The following is a 19874-nucleotide window of genomic DNA, read 5'->3' as shown; positions in this document are numbered from 1 at the left end:
ATTATGCATTTAATCAAATGTATTATTAATTCTATATATAGAAAACCATATAAATAGAATTACTCTTTTATGACTCTAAAGGTAGAAGTGTCTTTTCCTGTGTTAAGCTGTACAAAGTAGATGCCAGTCTCAATTTGACTCATATCTATTGTATTAAAATTGTCTTTTAATTCTAGGATAAGTTGTCCTGATAATCCATATAACTTTAGGGATATTGCGTTCTGCAAATCACCTTCAATAGTTAGGATGTCTTTTACTGGATTAGGATATATTCTTATTGCTGATTGCAAGTCAAATTCAGAATTTGATAAGGTATGTCCACTACTATCAAAACTATCATTTAGTATTTCTACTCCTGGTTGTGCTCCACAATCTGCTGCTTCAAAAGGACCTCCTGCTGTTCCTCCGCATGCTGTTTCAAATTGGTCGTCAAATACTACTCCATCTTCGAACATTACCATAGGCATTTCATTTACATTAGAATATTTAAATTTAAGATGGCACAATTTTGTTGGAACCGAAGTTACATTGTCGGCCGCAAACGTATTTGAACTAAAAAACTGTGAAAAAGACCATGACACTCTAGAATCGGTATTATCATTAGTAGTGAAACTACTATAGATTGCGGCTGCAGCTGCATCAATATTTTGTCCTGCAATATATCCTTGAGCATTATCTTGAGAAACCTCAATGTTTGAATTATCAAAAACACTTAAACCAAATGCTGCTGTATTGTAGTTGAAATACAATTGTCCTGATCCTAATTTAAAACTTCCAGATGCGTTTACAGTTGCAATCATTACATCTACTTCATAATAATCAAAACCGCCTTCATTTGTGTTTTGTGGATTCTCAAATGTAAATTCTATATCCTGAGCATTAATTGAAAATGCACAAAGGATAACAAAAAGTGTTGCCATTTTTTTCATAAGTAGTGAGTAATTATTTTTCATAGTATTTCGTTTATTATTGGGTTGGTTTTAAAATTAGTTTTGACGACGTGGTGCAAAAAGGTTTCGACTCATAAACTGTTCTCCTTTTCCAATATTGGGTGTAAGGATTCCATTGATATCGCTATTTTGCACTTGTCCATTTAAATTAATATCTGCGTTATTGTAGCCACTAATTCCTCGTAACGGCGTGACTCCATTTCTATCTGTATTCTGAATTTGTCCGTCGCCATTAAAGTCTCCAGCATAAAGTCCGAATGTACCATCACTAAAGCTAGCAATGGCATTATTCCCACCTTGTACTGAAAGATTAGAAGTCGTTAAATCTATATTCAATGTCGTTCCGTCGAAAGTATATGAATCAAGAGTAAGCACACCTAAATGATTTCTATGACTTAACATAAGGTAATAGTCGTTCTCTGGAACATCAATAAATAAAGGAGAAACACCATCAACATCAACGACTGTTCCATCTGCTCTTAAGAAGGCAGATCTAGATTCGATTACTAATGTTTGATCAGTGATATCTCTTAATTCAAGCCAAATCCAGTCCACAATAGCGCTACTTCCTGTTACATTAAAAACTGAAATATCACAGCTTTTAGCATCAACATAAGGACTAGTTGTTGGCAAAATACCTGAACTTCTCATATCATCTCTCATAAGTCCAGTATTTGTATCATACGCACCTTCTAAAAAGACCTTTAGATTCAATTCTGTACTAGCACAAGGCGTTTCACTTACAGTAACTATAGAAGAACCAAAATTACAATCAGGTGCTACTTGTGAAAAATCAAAAGTATATTCTCTTGGACCTTGATATACTGACGGAGTCCATAGATCTTCCATATCGAAATTACTTCCTTCTAAATCTGGTGTGCCTTCTAAAGCATTATACAAATCATCAAGTGTAACATCTTGACCTTCACAAACTTCTAAAGTTCCATCTTCTCCAACATCAAATGGTACAACCACCCAAAAAGTTACTATAGCTTGATCAAATAATTGTAATTCTATCCCTGGGAAACTCACATCTAACTCTCTATTAAAATCAAAAGAATATAGAAACTGTCCAGCTCCTGTATCGGGAAAATCTACAATTGAAGCTGTAAACGCTGTTCCTGGAGGTCCAGCGGTCTGCACAAACTCATAAGTAGCATCAGTACCATCATAAAAAATGTAAAAACCATCTATTATTCCAAGGCTAAAATCGTCATTTCCACAACGAGTTCCACCATTAATTCCAGCATCAGATTGAAAAATAAAATCGCTACCAGCAGTAACTAAAACATTTTCAAAAGTAAACGTCCCAATTGTTACAACAGATTCAAGTCCATCGTTTGCTACAAATGTGGTTATATATGTAACAGTATTTTCACTATCACTGTAACTGACATCATATGAATACGACCAAGTGACATTGCCACAACCAGATGAAGCCACTGCACCACCATTTGAGTTTAACCAATTATTAAAAGCATCTAAATCTAAATTTACAGGGAAATCCGAAGACACATAAAAACTAGAGGATTCATTTTGCGCTTCAATATCAATACTAATAGAAGATTCAGCATATGTTGCTGTTGCGTCTTTTGTCCAACCTGGTTCGGTTTCAGCATTAGCGACATCATCAACCAAAATACAATTTAGGTTTGGGTTATTAGTTAAACGGAGTAAATCTAAATTTTCATTAAACCCATTTTGAACATTTACTGAAGTTAGTACTCCGTTAACAGCAAAAACAGTGTTTAGTTGAGTATTGTTAGACAAGTCTAAAAACTCGATTTGAGTGTTAGACGTATGAAGAGTTCTAAGGTTTACTAAACCTGATACATCAATTTCGTTAATAGGATTATATAAAACAAACACATCTGTTAGTAATAAATTGTTTGATACATCAATGCTATTTAACCCTGTGTTCTCAAGATTCAGAAACTTTAAATTATAATTATTAGAAAGGTCAACTGTAATCAGAGCATTGCTTATATCATAAATTCTTAAGTTCTGTAAAGCTAAATTCTCATTAATATCAAGTCCTGTAAAGTTTGGGGAAATATAAATTTCAATATCTTCTAATAAGGGGTTTCCACTAAAATCTATTACATCTATAAATGCTGCGTTATTATCAGCCATATAAAAATCAGTAAGATCTGTGAAAAATTGGATACCCTCAAAATTAGAAATATTGTATACGTCTATTCCTAAAAAGCTCACTCCACAAATATCTGAAAGTGCTATTTCACCATTTGGAATTGGATTACTATCTATACCATCATCGATAAGATAACGTTCAAATTCACTATCTGGAATAGAGATTGCTTGTTCAAGTAAATCTAAATAAATTACTAATTCAGAAGTGTCTTCTTGTCCACAAGAATTTGTTAAGGTATAATTAAACGTATATAAAAATTGACCTAGTCCATTATCTGGGAAATTCACCTCACCAGTTTCTTGAACTGTTAAACCATCTAAGCTTTCCCAATTAGTAATATGCGTAGAGATAAGGTTAGGTTCAACAAGTTGATTCAGATTGATAGGTACATAATTATAGCAATAAAAGGTAATTGTTTTGTCTTCTCCAGCATATGGAAAAGGGTCAATAGTTACATTAACAGTAAGGTCATACGTAAAATTAATACAATCTTCTGTGACACCATAATCAAAACTATATGCAACTTGTCCTGCTCCAGTATCTGGAAAATCAACATCATCACCTTCAGAAATAGGCACATCCTGATCTGGCTCTTCAGTTGATGGTCTAAACGTCCAAGTACCACCTGTCACAGGAATAGTATCAGGTAGATAGTCATTTAAACTTACAGTTTCAAAAATATAACATGGCTCAGCTTCTGTACCTTCACTAGCATCAATAGATAGAATAGAGAAAATAGTAACTATTGCGGTACTTTCTGAACAAGATCCTGTTGAAGCATGTGTATACATGAATGCAATTGGATTCTCAAAGGATACTTGCGTCCAAACACCACCTAAATCTGGAGATCCATTAAGTGCATTAAATAAATCGTCATTGGTAAATGCAGAACACGTAGTAAGATCTCCATCTTCTCCAGCATCGAGAGATTTCTCAATAGTTATAAAAATATATGCATAATCTGTACAGCTTTCATTTGTAACACTATATTCAAAAATATAATTTCCAGCGTCAACATTAACCATGTCAACTTCATTGCCACTAATTACAGCCACTCCATCAACAACATTCCATGAGCCAGTTGTAGACGCATCAAAACTTAAAAAATCATTCAAATTGATAATATCTGCATTAGAATAACATTCTGCGAGGTTTTGATCATCACCAGCATTACAGTCACCATCATATATTTTTATTAAATCAAAACCAATGCCTTCGTCTGTGACAGATACATCTGTCCCAAAGGCTAAACGAAATATCACATTAGATTGACCAATCAGATTTGGCAATCCTTGAGCAACTATATTCCAACCTCCAGAACCAGTAAAATTTTCTTCATGCCCACTCCAACCTTCACCTTGACCTCCAGGATTTGCATCAATTAACTGATGAGTATACCAATTAAAATCACCATAATTACCTACCCTTTCCCAGGTTGAACCAGAATTCACCGAAGACTGTAGAACGACACCATCGTAAAGTTCTTCGCAATTCCACCAAATGGCAAATTGAATTTCAGGGATTGATAATGCTGAAAAATCAAATACTGGACTTTGTAACCATCCATCCTCAACGTTTAAATAATTACCATTTAAATTGGTAACCCAAGCATTAGATCCAGATGCAGGAGAATTTATGATGGGTGTAGAAGGAATTCCTAATTCCCAAGATGTATTTCCTTGAGCAAACCAACCTGCTGATCCGCTTTCAAAATCTTCAGTATATGGAAATGACGTGATTTGTGCTTTTAAATTAAAGCTTACTAAAAGAATAGAAGCTATTAAAAAGCATTTAATATTTTTTGAAATTATAGTCAAGGACATATAATCTATAGCACGTATTATCATGTTGATTGGTTTTAAACCATACATGATTAAGAATTCAGTAAAATGGGACTCGTGCTATTAAATTACTTAAATTGATTGCTTATTAAGCTCCAATTCAAAATATAAGGGTATTAAATATATTAAAATAAACTGTTCCTACAAAATAACATGAACTTTTTAATGTTCATAAACTCAACTAAGCTGCTGAAAAACAGAATTTTAGACCTTATTCAAATAATACAAATGCGGCCCATTTGAGTGGTTCATCTTGATACTTTTCTTGCATAGTTCGTTGTGCAATCGTAAACGCTTTTCTAACCTGACTATCTCTCATCCAATTTTCATAGAAAAGGTTCATAAACTCAGCTGTTTCAGCATCTGGTACTTGCCATAAACTCATTACAATAATATCGACTCCTGCCATTTTAAAAGCACGTTGCAAACCATACACACCTTCACTCCCATCTATGTCACCTAAGCCCGTTTCACAAGCACTTAATACAACAATATCTGTATTAGATAAATCCATATTAGAAATTTCTAATGCCGAAAGAATACCATCATCCACTTCATTTGGATTGCTTCCGTTTTTCCAGGCGTAATTAGCACCAGCCAATATGAGTCCTGAACGCAATAAAGGGTCTTCAGCCAGTCGGTATTGATCTTCAGTACTTAAATTAAATTGGTTGGAATAATCTGATTCTAAATTTTCATAAAAAAAGCCGTGTGTCGCAATATGAATTACGTTTGGAGAATTTCCGCTTAATTTTTTTAAATTAGTCTCTGTTGCTTCCGATTCTGAAAGCACAAAGTAGTCCTTATTATAAGTCTTAAATATTGATTGCAAATTATTAATCTCCACAAGTGTTCCTTCCAAATACGTCCAAGTCTCACCTCTACTTCGTGTTGCTTTAGTGTTTCTTAGAGTTTCTGTATCTAAATAGGCATAGTCTTCGTTTAAACTTGTATTTGATGCTGTTTCAGAATATTCATAATCAATGCCTCCAATAAATAAAGTGCTATCAGAGATTGGTTCTGTAGGTTTACTTGCTAAAATTGCTGTACTACTTAATTGTACTAAATTATAGAGTTGACCAATTGAAAAATCATTGGTCTTAGAAATTGCAGCAAATTGAATTTGATTTAACAATCCGCTTGGTGAGAAATAGACTGTAGAGTTATTATCTGTAAGCTTTTGAATTGGACTCCAAATTAAATCATATAAATCTTGAGACTTATATAGTTTGTTTGGGTTTGTGCTTTTTAGAATAGCTTCCAATTGACTTTGCTCAAACAAAGAAATCATTTTTGGATATTTCCATTTTTGTTTATAAACATATGCTACATAAACAATACTATCTGTTGACTTATTTTTATTTGAGTATCTAAAATTTGAAAACTCAATAGCAATCTCATCTTTCTTTAATTCTGCTTGTGATAATTTCCAGTCCTTTGATAAGGTTAACTCATTACTAAAATTTGAACTGTATAATTTTACCAATTGTGCTTCTTCAGTATTAATAACTGTTTTTAGGCTATCTGTATCTATTTCACGATCTAATAATGGCTGACTTAGAACTTTTGCCAATTGACGTTTTAAAATATTATAATTGTCAACTTTTAACTGAATTTCAGTATCGTTTAATGTTTGCAACTGACTTAAAACATCTTTAGAATTATTCAAAAGTAAACCCTTAAGCATTAATTGATTATTTAAGTTTAAAGCATTCCAAGAATCCATTTCATCAGATGAAGAAAGTGGAATAGATTGCATGTCATCAAAGTTTTGAGTAACTACTTTTAGAAATGCTTTTTTCTCTGTTTCACTTCGGAATTTAAAGATCTTATCCAATTGCTTAATGACTACCTCATTTGTAGTTTCCATTAAAGGAAATGCTTTATCATAATCACCTAAGCCAATATAGGCATCACTTAAACTTTTTAGCATTCTTCCATAATCTGGATGATCATTCCCTAGTTTAAGTTTTAAGTTTTCAGTTGAATTTAAAAGCAATGGTAGAGCTTCTTCATAGCGACCTAAACTATTGTAAGCTTTTGCTAGATTATACTGTCTATTAAAATAGGCTTCTGTATCTCGTCTTGAATTATCTTCAGCTAATTTTAGATTGTTCTTCATTAGGTCAACAGCTTCTTCACTTTGCCCTAAGGCTAATAAAGTTCTTGCATAATCATTTAAATAATAACCATAATTAGGATGGTTCTCATCAAAATTATTTAAGAAATTATCTAAAGCTTCTTTAAAATTGTCTTTTGCATCTGTATAGTTTCCTAAAGTGTAATGCAACTTCCCAATATTGTTGACTAATCTACCATATAGAGGATGAGATGTACCAAACTTTTCTTCCATTGCGGTTTTAGATAAATCATAAGTTTCAAGGGCTTTTTGCATTTCTCCCAACTTGACATAAATAAAGGCTAGATTTTGAAGCCTTGTTCCGTAACTGGAATGTTCTGGCTTTGTCTTACTAATTGCTATTTGCGTGTAATACAATGCTTTTTCGTAATCACCCATTCTATCATAAGCTTGCCCTAAATTATTATTAACTGCCGCTTGAGCTGAATGCGTTTCACTAAGTATGCCTTGAATTTCATTTAGAATTGGTATTTCCTTCTGATACTCTTCTACATTATGATATAAGTTAGATAATGTAAAAAAAGCTCCTGCGTAATTAATAGATTTTCTTCCGATGCTATCGTATAAGGTCAAAGCTTCTTTTTGCATTTCAATAGCCTTATCGTATTCTCCTGTTTCACTATAAATTTGCGTTAGATTTGTTACTGCTGAAGCATATTCTGAACTCTTATTCCCTGCAGCATCTTTTATAGTTTTTAATGCCTTTTCAGCAATTGTTGCTGCTTGTTTATATGAACCTTTCTTTTTATAAACGATACTTAAACTTGATAATGTTGTTCCGTAATCTAAATGAGTTTTATCTTCCGTTTCTTCAATTATGGCAAGACTTTCTTTTAAAGTCATTTCTGCTTTATCAAAATCACCTTCAATTCTGTAAATACTTCCAACACGACTTAAGCCTCTTGCATAATCTAATGATTGATTTTGATCATTTATTTTTAGTGCATTTAATGCGCCTAAAAAATGCTTTAGTGCTTTTTTATATTGCGATTCTGTATCATAGATATTGCCTAAGTACCTCGCTTTTTCTATATAATCATTAGACGTGCTGTCTTTAGATACTAGGATGGCTTCTTCAATTAAGGAAATGGCTTGAGCATTTAAGTTCAATTCAGCAAAAGTTTGGCCTAAATAATAAGCTGTATTTGCCTTTTCTAGTTTGTAAGTTTCAGAGAATTGTTCAGATATTGTAATGGCATCTATTAAAGCTTTTTTAGCGTTTTCATAATCTTTAGCTTCAAATGCTTTCAAACCTTCATTGTAACTGGCTTCCCATGAAGTATGGTTTTCATCCTGTGCTTGAACACAAGATATGAATAGGAAACACAAACAAAACAGTTGTGCACGAAATAAATTAGTAATTGTCATAGTGATTAATAGCTTAATCATAACAATTGCAAATTAAAATATAGGTAGAGTTGGAATTCTAATTGGTTGACGAATAATAGTCTTGACTTTTATAAAAATACATCTATATAATAAGTAATCCTAATCTGACAAATAAGTTGCTTCTTTTTAATCATAACTCAGGCGTATAAATTTCAAAAAAAATAATCGCATATATATGCCTAACAAAAAAACTCCCAAGTGATGACCATTTGAGAGTTTTGTTTTATAACTAACACTATCGTCAATTTAATATATTTCTTTGATTACTAATTTTTAATTAGTCGTTTTGAAATTACTCCTTGATTAGTTCTTATCGCTACTAAGTAAATTCCGTTTGATAAATTTCCAATGTTATAACGATTATTCAAAATGTTTCCATTAGAAAAACTTAATAATTGCTTCCCTTCTATATTATATAGAGTTACACCTTCAACCTTTTCTGAATTGTTATTCTTCAATGAAAAGTAGGAGTTTGCTGGATTTGGATACAATTTCAGAGTAAAATCTGCCTTATTAAATTCGTTAGTTCCTAAAGTAGCTGAATTAAGCTTTCTTAATTCTGTACCATATACACCATCAGTAGCTCCAAAATATAATTCATTATTAAATACTGTTAAACTTGAAGGGAAACTACTTTTCTCTATTCCAGGATAGATATCATATAAACGTTGTGTGCCATTTTCTGTACCATCAGTAATCCATAATTCAGTATCATCATCTGAATCTGTAGCACTGAAGAATAATTTATTATCAAACACTTGCATTTTAGACACGTTAGAACTACCGTTAGTGTTAATCTCTTTTACTTTTACAGTACCACTATCAGTACCATCTGTCTTCCATAACTCGTAATTATTAGAAGCGTCATTGGCATTAAAATACAATTCATTATTATAGACATGTAAACTACTCAAACCATTATAACCTCCAGAAGTATTTATGTTTTTAACCATTATTGTTCCTACTTCTGTACCATCAGTTTTCCATAACTCTATTCCTGTACCATCATCTGCTCTAAAATAAAGTTCACCATTCATCTCTTTTAAATATATTGGATAAGAAGAAATGCTTCCTGACCTTACATCTTTTACCATCATAGTACCAGCATCTGTTCCATCGGTTTTCCATACTTCACCTCCATTAATTCCGTCATTTGCAACAAAATAAAGGTTCCCATTAACAATTGTTAATTCACTAGGATAAACTAAGTTATTTGATGGACTTACAACTACAGTTCCTCCAGCAGTCCCATCTGTTTTATAAAGTGTACTTAAAGCACTAAAATAAAGTTCGTTATTAAAAACTAAAATTGGTTTAGCTGTTGAAGATCCGCTACCAACACTAATATCAATAAACATCTCTGTACCTGACTCGGTTCCATCTGTTTTCCATAACTCAAACCCATTGATTCCATCATTTCCTGTAAAATACAGTTCGTTATTAAACTTAACTAAAGGCGCATAGGCTCCAGCTAAATCTCCAGGATTTATATCTTTTAACAACACTGCGTCATCTACAATACCATCACTCACCCAAAGTTCATCATTATTTTGAAACTGTCTGGCATTAAAGACTATTCTTCCATTTATTTCTTCTACAGAAGTTATATAGCGATCTCCATAAGAATTATCGGTTCCAAATAATCGTATTGTTCCAGATTCTGTGCCATCTGTTTTCCATAACTCGTCATTAAAATTACCATCAACTGCAGAAAAATAAATATGTCCATTAATAGTATTGTGAATGATTGGTGTGCTATCTTTTGTAATTGTATTTATATCTGAAATAAGTAATGTTCCCATTTCTGTTCCGTCAGTTTTCCATAACTCAGTTCCTGAAATGCCATTATCTGCTGAAAAAACTAATTCGCCATTAAGTTCAAAAAGTTTTGAAGGACTACTATTACTTTTACCAACAAAAATATCTTTAAATAATGTTGTACCAATTTCAGTTCCATCGGTTACCCAAAGTTCACTACCATTAATTATATCTTCAGCGGTAAAAAATAATACGTTGTTAAAAACATAGAGTCCTCTGGGGCTTGAACTTTCTTCATTAGGATTAATATCCTTTAGAATAATAGTTCCTGCTGTAGTTCCATCGCTTATCCATAGTTCATTACCATTTATACCATCATTAGCAGAAAAACAAATATTACTTCCAAAAGCTTTTAAATTTGAAAACAAAGAGAAATTTGTTGAGCCATTAACATCTTTTACTAATACAGTTCCTGAAGATGTACCATCACTTTTCCACAAGTCACCAGATTTATTAAAAAACAAAGTGTTATTTCCATTTGTAAACCAATTTATGCTAGAGCTTCCGCTTCCAGAAGTAATATTTCTCACCATTACTGTTCCTGAAGTCGTACCATCACTTTTCCATAGTTCAGTTCCATTAGAACCATCATTCGCACTAAAAAAAAGCAACCCATTGCTTTCTGTAAGATTTGAAGGGTTACTACCAGAACTTCCAGCTCTTATGTCTTTCACTAAAACAGTTCCAACTTCTGTTCCATCACTTTTCCAAAGTTCTGTTCCAGATGAAGAATTAGCAGAAAAATAGATTTCATTATTATAAAGCGTTAGATACCTAACAAACCCATTGGAAGAGCCATTATATACATCCTTAAGCATTATTGTACCTCCAATTGTCCCATCTGTTTGCCACAATTCTTGACCATTAATACCATCATTTGCAGAAAAGTATAATACATCATTATATAAAAGAAAATCATTAGGATTACTTGAAGAGGAAGCTAATCTAATATCCTTTAAAACTTGTGTACCTAGTTCTGTTCCATCAGTAACCCAAAGTTCTTTACCAATAATACCATCATCAGCAACAAAAACTGATAACCCATTAGATAGTTTAACAAAATTACTTGGAGTACTTGATTCACAACCAATACGAATGTCTTTAATAAATGTAATTGCAGAATTAGAATTGTTAATCACATATAGCTCTGAACCTAAAATACCATTATTTGCGGCAACAAAACCATCATCATTATATACATTATTAGCATTCGAATTAACACTATTACCAGTAGAGTTGTATATATCTTTAACAAGTTGTACTTGTGCTTCTGCAGTCAAGTGACAAATAAATAGGAATAAAAGTGTAATTTTTCGCATGATTTCTCTATTTTAAATTATAGTATAAAACTACAACTAAGAGACTGTCATGTAAATACGTAGAATGTCGTATATTTAGATAAATCTACTTAAATCTATCTCATTAATACCTCCATGTGACGCATGTGCAACGGTAGTACCATTTTTGACTATGAGTAATTGAGGTGATTGATGCATCACTTGAAACTTATAACCTACTTCATTAGACACATCTCTGTGACTTAATAAATCCAAATAGTATAAATCTAAATTAGAATCTAAATCATACATACTTACAAATTGATTCATGACCATACTACTTATACCACAACGCGTCGAATGTTTAAAAATAACTTGCGTCTTAGTTTTTGAGTGTTTTTCTATGGCAACTAATTGCGACACATCAGTTAAAGGCAGCCAAGGCAGTATTTTTTCTTCTTTTGGTTCAGACGAACCAAATATGTTTTTTAAAAATCCCATAGTTTTCTTTTTTCATCCTACACAATATGCAGAACTTCTTTCAACTGTATAAGTCGTATCTTTATTTCAATCTTACAAACTGACGAAAAGTCACGCTACCACACACGATATCAGCCATTTTGTCGTTTAATTATAACTGATCACGATTGGTAAGGTTATTGACATTATGCTATCGTAAAATACTAATAAAAATACTATTATATACCTATGAATTTTAATAATTATACCATAAAATCTCAGGAGGCAATCCAGCAAGCCCAACAACTTGCTCAAAGCTTGGGGCATCAACAAATAGAAAATGAACATATTATTAAAGCTATTTTCGAAGTTGATGAAAACGTATTGCCATTTATTCTAAAAAAATTGAATGTCAATATTGATATTTTAAAGTTGGCATTAGATAAACAATTAGAAAGTTTTGCTAAAGTTTCTGGTGCAGATGTTATGCTTTCGAAAGATGCTGGCAAAGCACTTAATGAAGCTTCAATCATTGCTAAAAAAATGAATGATGATTACGTATCAGTAGAACATTTAATCCTTGCTGTTTTCAAATCAAAGAGCAAAATAGCTCAAATGTTAAAAGACCAAGGTGTGACAGAGAAAGCTCTAAGTGCCAGTATTAACGAACTCCGTAAAGGTGATAGAGTAACGTCTCAAAGTCAGGAAGACACATATAACTCACTTAACAAGTACGCGAAAAATTTAAACCAATTAGCAAAAGATGGAAAACTAGATCCTGTGATTGGTCGTGATGAAGAAATCAGACGAATTCTACAAATTTTATCACGTAGAACAAAAAACAACCCGATATTAGTTGGAGAACCTGGAACAGGTAAAACAGCAATTGCCGAAGGATTAGCACACCGAATTATTGATGGTGATATTCCAGAAAACCTCATTGACAAACAAATCTATGCGTTAGATATGGGAGCACTTATTGCTGGTGCTAAATTTAAAGGTGAATTTGAAGAACGACTAAAAGCCGTTATCAAAGAGGTCACTTCAAGTGAAGGTGACGTCGTTCTATTTATTGACGAAATTCACACACTAGTTGGTGCTGGAGGTGGTCAAGGTGCTATGGATGCTGCCAATATTTTAAAGCCTGCATTAGCTAGAGGTGAGTTACGAGCTATTGGTGCAACGACACTCGATGAATATCAAAAATATTTTGAAAAAGACAAAGCTCTCGAACGACGTTTCCAAAAGGTAATGGTTAATGAACCAGATACCGAAAGTGCAATTTCGATCTTAAGAGGAATTAAAGAAAAGTACGAGACTCATCACAAAGTCCGTATTAAAGATGAAGCGATTATTGGTGCAGTAGAACTTTCAGAACGATATATAACAAATCGCTTTCTTCCAGATAAAGCTATTGATTTAATGGATGAAGCCGCTGCAAAGTTACGTATGGAAATCAATTCAAAACCAGAAGAGTTAGATGTTTTGGACAGAAAAGTAATGCAGCTGGAAATTGAGATTGAGGCCATCAAGCGCGAAAAAGATGAAATAAAACTAAAATCCTTACGTGCTGATTTAGCAAATCTAAAAGAAGAACGCAACGAGCTTAATGCCAAATGGAAAAGCGAAAAAGAAGTTGTAGATAATATTCAAAGTACGAAATCAAATATAGAAGATTATAAACTTGAAGCTGAACGCGCTGAACGTGAAGGAGATTATGGCAAAGTAGCTGAAATTCGCTACGGAAAGATTAAAGAAGCTCAAGAACAATTAGAATCCTTTCAAAAAGAATTACAAGATAATCAAAGTGAAAGTTCTCTAATTAAAGAGGAGGTTACTTATGATGACATTGCTGAAGTAGTAGCCAAATGGACAGGAATTCCTGTAACAAAAATGCTACAGAGTGAACGTGATAAACTTCTAAAATTAGAAGATGAGTTACACAAACGTGTTGTTGGACAAGAAGAAGCGATAGTTGCTGTTAGTGATGCTGTAAGACGCTCAAGAGCAGGATTACAAAACCCACAGAAACCAGTTGGCACCTTTTTGTTTTTAGGAACCACTGGTGTTGGTAAAACAGAATTAGCAAAAGCTTTAGCTGAATACTTGTTTGACGACGAAAATGCCATGACCAGAATTGATATGAGTGAGTTTCAAGAAAGTCACAGTGTCAGTCGATTAGTTGGTGCTCCTCCAGGATATATTGGTTATGATGAAGGCGGACAATTAACTGAAGCGGTTAGAAACAAACCATATTCGGTAGTTCTTCTCGATGAAATTGAAAAAGCACATCCTGATACTTTTAATATATTATTACAAGTGTTGGATGAAGGTAGATTAACAGACAATAAAGGTCGTGTAGCCGATTTTAAAAATACCATAATAATCATGACCTCAAATATGGGAAGCCATATTATACAAGAACGTTTTGAAGCAACAAAAGATATTGATTCAGCAATGGAAGCTGCAAAAGTTGATGTTTTAGCCTTATTAAAACAAAATGTTCGACCAGAATTTTTAAACCGAATTGATGACACGATTATGTTCACTCCTTTAAGTAGAACTGACATTAAAGCTATTGTTGGATTACAATTAAAAGGTGTACAGAAAATGATCGGCAAACAAGGCATCACATTTGATGCAACGCCAGAGGCTATAGAATATTTGGCCGTAAAAGGGTATAACCCTGAATATGGAGCACGACCTGTAAAAAGAGTCATTCAGAAAGAAGTCTTAAATGCTTTAAGTAAAGAAATTCTATCAGGAAAAATAACAACAGATAGTATTATATTACTAGATGCCTTTGATGATAAACTAGTATTTAGAAACGAAGCGAGTTTTGTTTCTGAAGAAATTTAAAATTTGCTGTAACAAATCATCAGAATAACAGTCTTTATAGTGGTTGGTTAGTTGAAAAGCAACGTGAATTTTAGAAATAAAATAAGCGTTGCTTTTCTTTTTTTACAAATAGATATCTAAATTAATAATGCATCAAATTTATTTGCATTTGAAACAAAAAAAACGAACCAAATTAGGCTCGTTTTTTTAATGATAAATTACTCTAGTATGCAATTAGAATTTCATTCCAATTCCTAATCCCATAATTATTGGATCAAGATTCACTTCAGCTTTTGAAGTAGAATCATTATTAGGAGTTACTTCCGACTTTATAAACATTTTTTTGAAATCTAAATTTAAAAACCATTTGTCGTTTAGATTATAATCAAGTCCAGCTTGTACTGCATAACCTATCTCGTTTTTATAAGAGATAGAATCTATATCACCTGAATCTTCTCCGTAGAAAATGGTGTAGTTTATTCCAGCTCCAATATAAGGTTTAAAATCATCAGCATAAAAATGGTATTGCATACTAAGGGTTGGTGGTAATATCGAAACAGATCCTAAATCTATTCCTCCTTCAACTTCAACATCATGCTTAGAAGTTGTTAGCATCAATTCAAGAGATATGTTTTTACTTAAAAAGTAAGTAATATCTATTTCCGGAGCAAATGAAGTAGAAAAATCAGGATCAAATCCATTAACATTATCATAGAAATAAGGCTCAGGCGCCACTGCTATCACTCTAAAACGAGCCTGCCATTTATTATAAGTTCCATCAAGAGCTGCCTCATCATTAGTTGTTGTATCATCATTAGTTGTTGTTTCATCTTGAGCTTGAGTGTTAAAGACGAATAAGCAAGCTAAAATTGCACTAAGAATAATTTTTTTCATGATATATGCGGTTTATTATTTAATGCAATATATGTGATTTAATATTTACTGCAAAAGTATTGCGGAAATACCGTTAAATGTTGACGAAATTTTCAATTTATTAAATATAGTTTTCCAAGATTTCATTGTTCTATTATAGTTAATGAAAAAATGAACTTGCTTTCAACATAGGTCCCAAATATCTAGAAAGCTTAAATGGAGTAAATAAATTGCTAAGAAAAACGGTATTTAAAGTTACTTCTGTTAACTGATTGTCATTTGTTTAAAAAAAAAGCGAGCCCAAATAGGCTCGCTTTTTTTTAAAGATAATTTAATCTAGGACGTGATTAGAATTTCATCCCTAATCCAAATCCAACAATTAATGGATCAATTCCTACTTTAGAGCTTTCTGATGCGCCTTTAGGCGTTACGTCAGTTTCAAGGAATAGCTTTTTAACGTCAAGGTTTAAAAACCATTTTTCATTTAAATTATAATCTACACCAGCTTGTAATGAGAAACCAACTGCACTATCATAATCAATATCATCTAAATCTCCACCGTCTACACCATAAAAAATAGTATAGTTAATACCTGCACCTACATAAGGTTTAAAATCATCGGCATAGAAATGATATTGTAAATTTAGAGTTGGAGGTAATAACCAAACGTGTCCTAAATCTGCTCCATTTTCAATTTCCACATCATGTTTAGAAGTAGCTAATATTAATTCTGCAGCAATATTTTTATTAAAAAAGTACGTGAAATCAAATTCAGGTGTAAATGTTGTAGAAATATCAACATCTACTCCATCGATATCATCACTAGGCGAAGGAATTACCGAAAGAATTCTGAAACGAATTTGCCATTTACTATAATCTTCATTAGATGTTGTTTCATCGTTAGAAGTTGGTTCGTCTTGGGCTTGAGTGTTAAAGACAAATAAGCAAGCTAAAATTGCACTAAAAATTATTTTTTTCATGATATATATGTTTTATTATTTAATGCAAAAATATTGCACATAATACCATTAAATACTGATAAATATCATTGTTTGATAACTATGATTTTATCAGATTTTATTAATTAATTTAAACTGTTGAAATTAAGAAAATTGCAAGTTGAATATCGAAAGTAAACCCGAAGGACTATCTATCAAAATAACCTAAAATCGCAATAGGTTTTTTGAATTTTCGAGTTATGTGTTGAGGTTTTAGACATTGCTTTTATTTAACAATATAAAAAAGTAAAGTCAAAATTATTTGAAATTGAAATATACCAATTGGTATATTTTGTATATTTGACTTGTGTTAACAAAATCAGAACATACAAAACTTCATATTTTACAGACTGTTGCTCCTATTTTTAATAAAAATGGATATGCGGCAACAAGCATGAGTGATATAACAAATGCAACAAAGTTAACCAAAGGCGCAATTTATGGTCACTTTAAAAATAAGGAAGCTTTATCTATATCTGCATTTAAGTATAATGTGAAACTAATGATGTCGAAAATTTCTGAACATCTATCCTTAAGCAACTCACCTATCCAGAAACTTTATTTAATCTCTGATTTTTATAGAAACTATTATGAATTCAGTAAACAACTTGGTGGTTGTCCTGTGCTTAATATTGGAGTGGATGCGAATAACCAAAGCACGCTTTTACTTCAAAATGTTAGGATTGTAGTAGAAAAGATCCAAGATCAGGTTGCATCAATTATAGAAGATGGTATTGAATTGGATGAAATTTCATCAGAAATAAATGCCATGCAATATGCGAAGAGACTTGACACCTTAATCCAAGGTGCTATTTTTATGACCTATACAATGAATGATGAATTTTATATGAAAGATACAATGGACCAAATTGATCATATGATATTAAACGAAATGAAAGCTTAAAAAAATTTAACCAAAAATATACCGATTGGTATATTTTAAAACACTAAAAAACATGAATTTACCAAAAACCGTATCTAGTTTAGCTACAATCAGATTTCAAGATTGTGATCCTTTTAACCACTTAAATAATGCGAGTTATATAAATTACTTTATGAATCATCGCGAAGATCAACTGATTAAGGTTTATAATCTAGATATCTATGAGATGGCAAGGAAGTTAGGAAAAAGTTGGGTCTCAAATAGCAATCAAATTGCTTATATAAAACCAGCATTCTTAATGGAAAAAGTAATTATTGAATCCCAACTAATAGCATTTGATAAAAGCAATCTAAAAGTAGAAATGCGCATGTATAATGCTGACAAAACGCATCTAAAGGCTATAATATGGTGTGGATTTACCCATTTTAATCTATTGAAACAACAAAAAGAGGTTCACACAGAAGAATTCTTAGAATTGTTTAATTCAATTTTGAATCCAATTGAGGAATCAGAATTTGAAAAAAGAATATCTCGCCTTAGATTACATAAAAGAGCAATAGTTTAATACTTTTATAATACTTGATTTAGGCATTTTTATAATAATTAAAATTTAGAGTAATATTTATATATATATTGAAAAGCTCAACTCGCTTTTTTCTAATTAGTTATAATTTTTTCAAGAAATTATTCGATGAACTGCACAATAAAAGCAAAGATTTAACATTAGTATTAATATATAAATATTAACTTTGAATTGCTATTAATTCCAACACAACTTACGACAATAATTATATTTTGTCCAAGTAAATCCCTCTACTTGTAGAGAGTTATAAAGTTATTTTTCAAATACCTACTAAAAATACCATGGAATTAAATAGATATATAGACCATACTTTATTGAAGTCTACTGCCACAGAACGAGATATCATCGATCTGTGTAATGAAGCAAAAGAACACAGGTTCTTCTCAGTATGCTTAAACAGTAGTTATATTCCTCTTGCAAAACAATTATTAAAAGGATCTTCTGTGAAGATTTGCACTGTTGTGGGTTTTCCTTTGGGAGCAACTGCAACAAATACTAAAGTTTTTGAAGCAAAGCAAGCTATTGAAGCTGGTGCTCATGAAATTGATATGGTAATTAATATTGGTTTTTTAAAGAGCAAAAACTATCTTGAAGTGTTTAAAGATATTAGCGATGTGAAATTTGCAATTGGGAGAACAACTCTTAAAGTTATTATTGAAATAAGCGAATTATCAAAAAACGATATTGTTAAAGCTTGTGAAATCTGTTTAGATGCAAAAGCTGATTTCATTAAAACTTCTACTGGTTTTTCAAAAAGTGGCGCCACACTTACTGCAGTAAAAATAATGAAGAAAAGCGTCAAAGATCGTGCAAAAATAATGGCATTTGGTGATATTAACGATTTAGAAACAGCTCAAAAGTATTTTGATGTTGGTGTCAATCGTTTAGGATCTACTTCTAGTATTAATATCTTATCAAGAAGTTCGATTAAAAATCTAATGTAACGTTTTTAATCCCTTAGGCGAGTTCTAGGGCTATTTTCATCATATCATTATAAGATTGCTCTCGGTCTATGGAGCTTGAAGATTCTCCTGTAATTATATTATCACTTACAGTAAGTACTGATAGCGCTTTAACTCCAAATCTTTTGGCTAAAGTAAACAGGATTTGTGTTTCCATTTCTACACCTAGAATCCCTTGTTTTTGCCACTTTTCCCAACGATTTTCTCTAGTATCATAAAAGGTATTAGTACTAAAAACTGAACCTTGATATGTTTTGATATTCATATCTTTCGCGGCATTATATGCTTTTAACAATAAATCAAAATCTGCAGTGGCCGCATATTGCATGCCTTCAAAATACAAGCTATTAGCATCGCAGTCACCAGAAGCACTCATCGCTAAAAGCACCTGTCCTAAATTTAAATCTTCTTGAATTGAACCACAAGTTCCTACTCTAATCAAATTTTTCGCGTTATATGTAGTAATGAGTTCATTCACATAAATAGAAGTACTTCCCATTCCCATTCCTGTACCTTGAATAGAAACTCTGTTTCCTTTATAATAACCTGTATAACCTAACATTCCTCTTACTTTGTTATAACAAACGGCATCATCTAACATGGTTTCTGCAACATGTTTTGCTCTTAAAGGGTCTCCAGGCAACAACACAGTTTCTGCAATATCTCCAACTTTAGCTTCTATATGTATACTACTCATAAATTTATTTTTTA

Annotated in this window: 12 protein-coding genes; 4 read left to right on the top strand and 8 right to left on the bottom strand. The window is 32.1% G+C overall.

Features of this window, described 5'->3' with window-relative positions; genetic code table 11:
- Nucleotides 1-59 precede the first annotated feature (59 nt).
- The 5 genes from RH81_RS15300 to ytxJ all read right to left on the bottom strand — a co-directional run bounded on the left by RH81_RS15300 (nucleotide 60) and on the right by ytxJ (nucleotide 12068).
- Complete coding sequence (locus RH81_RS15300; protein WP_033961934.1) at nucleotides 60-953, bottom strand: T9SS type A sorting domain-containing protein; 894 nt, start codon at nucleotides 951-953, stop codon at nucleotides 60-62.
- Between the two features lie 33 nt (nucleotides 954-986).
- Nucleotides 987-4949 carry a hypothetical protein gene (locus RH81_RS15295; protein ID WP_152604849.1) on the bottom strand — a complete coding sequence of 1321 codons (3963 nt, stop codon included), beginning with the start codon at nucleotides 4947-4949 and terminating at the stop codon, nucleotides 987-989.
- 205 nt (nucleotides 4950-5154) lie between these two features.
- On the bottom strand, nucleotides 5155-8472 hold the full coding sequence (locus tag RH81_RS15290; protein ID WP_081988359.1) for a CHAT domain-containing protein: 3318 nt from the start codon (nucleotides 8470-8472) through the stop codon (nucleotides 5155-5157).
- 266 nt (nucleotides 8473-8738) lie between these two features.
- Nucleotides 8739-11609: an ELWxxDGT repeat protein gene (locus RH81_RS16650; protein ID WP_052172588.1), complete on the bottom strand. Its 2871-nt coding sequence runs from the start codon at nucleotides 11607-11609 to the stop codon at nucleotides 8739-8741.
- Between the two features lie 75 nt (nucleotides 11610-11684).
- On the bottom strand, nucleotides 11685-12068 hold the full coding sequence (ytxJ, locus tag RH81_RS15280; protein ID WP_033961928.1) for a bacillithiol system redox-active protein YtxJ: 384 nt from the start codon (nucleotides 12066-12068) through the stop codon (nucleotides 11685-11687).
- A gap of 207 nt (nucleotides 12069-12275) precedes the next feature.
- Here ytxJ and clpB point away from each other — a divergent pair, with 207 nt between their 5' ends.
- Nucleotides 12276-14885 carry an ATP-dependent chaperone ClpB gene (gene clpB / locus RH81_RS15275; RefSeq protein ID WP_033961925.1) on the top strand — a complete coding sequence of 870 codons (2610 nt, stop codon included), beginning with the start codon at nucleotides 12276-12278 and terminating at the stop codon, nucleotides 14883-14885.
- 213 nt (nucleotides 14886-15098) lie between these two features.
- Here the strand turns inward: clpB and RH81_RS15270 are convergent, their stop codons facing one another.
- Nucleotides 15099-15758, bottom strand: coding sequence for an OmpW/AlkL family protein (locus RH81_RS15270; RefSeq protein WP_033961922.1), 660 nt, complete (start codon nucleotides 15756-15758; stop codon nucleotides 15099-15101).
- Nucleotides 15759-16084: 326 nt separating this feature from the next.
- Nucleotides 16085-16717: an OmpW/AlkL family protein gene (locus RH81_RS15265; protein WP_033961921.1), complete on the bottom strand. Its 633-nt coding sequence runs from the start codon at nucleotides 16715-16717 to the stop codon at nucleotides 16085-16087.
- A 325-nt stretch (nucleotides 16718-17042) separates the two neighbouring features.
- On the opposite strand from RH81_RS15265, the gene RH81_RS15260 reads away from it, so the two are divergent.
- The 3 genes from RH81_RS15260 to deoC all read left to right on the top strand — a co-directional run bounded on the left by RH81_RS15260 (nucleotide 17043) and on the right by deoC (nucleotide 19145).
- Entirely contained in the window at nucleotides 17043-17639 is a 597-nt protein-coding gene (locus RH81_RS15260) for a TetR/AcrR family transcriptional regulator (RefSeq protein ID WP_033961919.1), read from the top strand.
- A gap of 52 nt (nucleotides 17640-17691) precedes the next feature.
- Nucleotides 17692-18183 (top strand): acyl-CoA thioesterase, encoded by a 492-nt coding sequence (locus RH81_RS15255; protein WP_033961918.1) that lies wholly within the window; start codon nucleotides 17692-17694, stop codon nucleotides 18181-18183.
- A 299-nt stretch (nucleotides 18184-18482) separates the two neighbouring features.
- Nucleotides 18483-19145 carry a deoxyribose-phosphate aldolase gene (gene deoC / locus RH81_RS15250; RefSeq protein WP_033961917.1) on the top strand — a complete coding sequence of 221 codons (663 nt, stop codon included), beginning with the start codon at nucleotides 18483-18485 and terminating at the stop codon, nucleotides 19143-19145.
- Nucleotides 19146-19158: 13 nt separating this feature from the next.
- Here the strand turns inward: deoC and deoD are convergent, their stop codons facing one another.
- Nucleotides 19159-19860, bottom strand: a complete 702-nt coding sequence (gene deoD / locus RH81_RS15245; protein ID WP_033961915.1) for a purine-nucleoside phosphorylase — start codon at nucleotides 19858-19860, stop codon at nucleotides 19159-19161.
- Between the last annotated feature and the right edge of the window lie 14 nt (nucleotides 19861-19874).

This window comes from Psychroserpens jangbogonensis (assembly GCF_000797465.1).
Lineage (GTDB): Bacteria > Bacteroidota > Bacteroidia > Flavobacteriales > Flavobacteriaceae > Psychroserpens > Psychroserpens jangbogonensis.
Note: the sequence above shows the minus strand (reverse complement) of the source record. Positions and strands in the feature narration are given on the sequence as shown.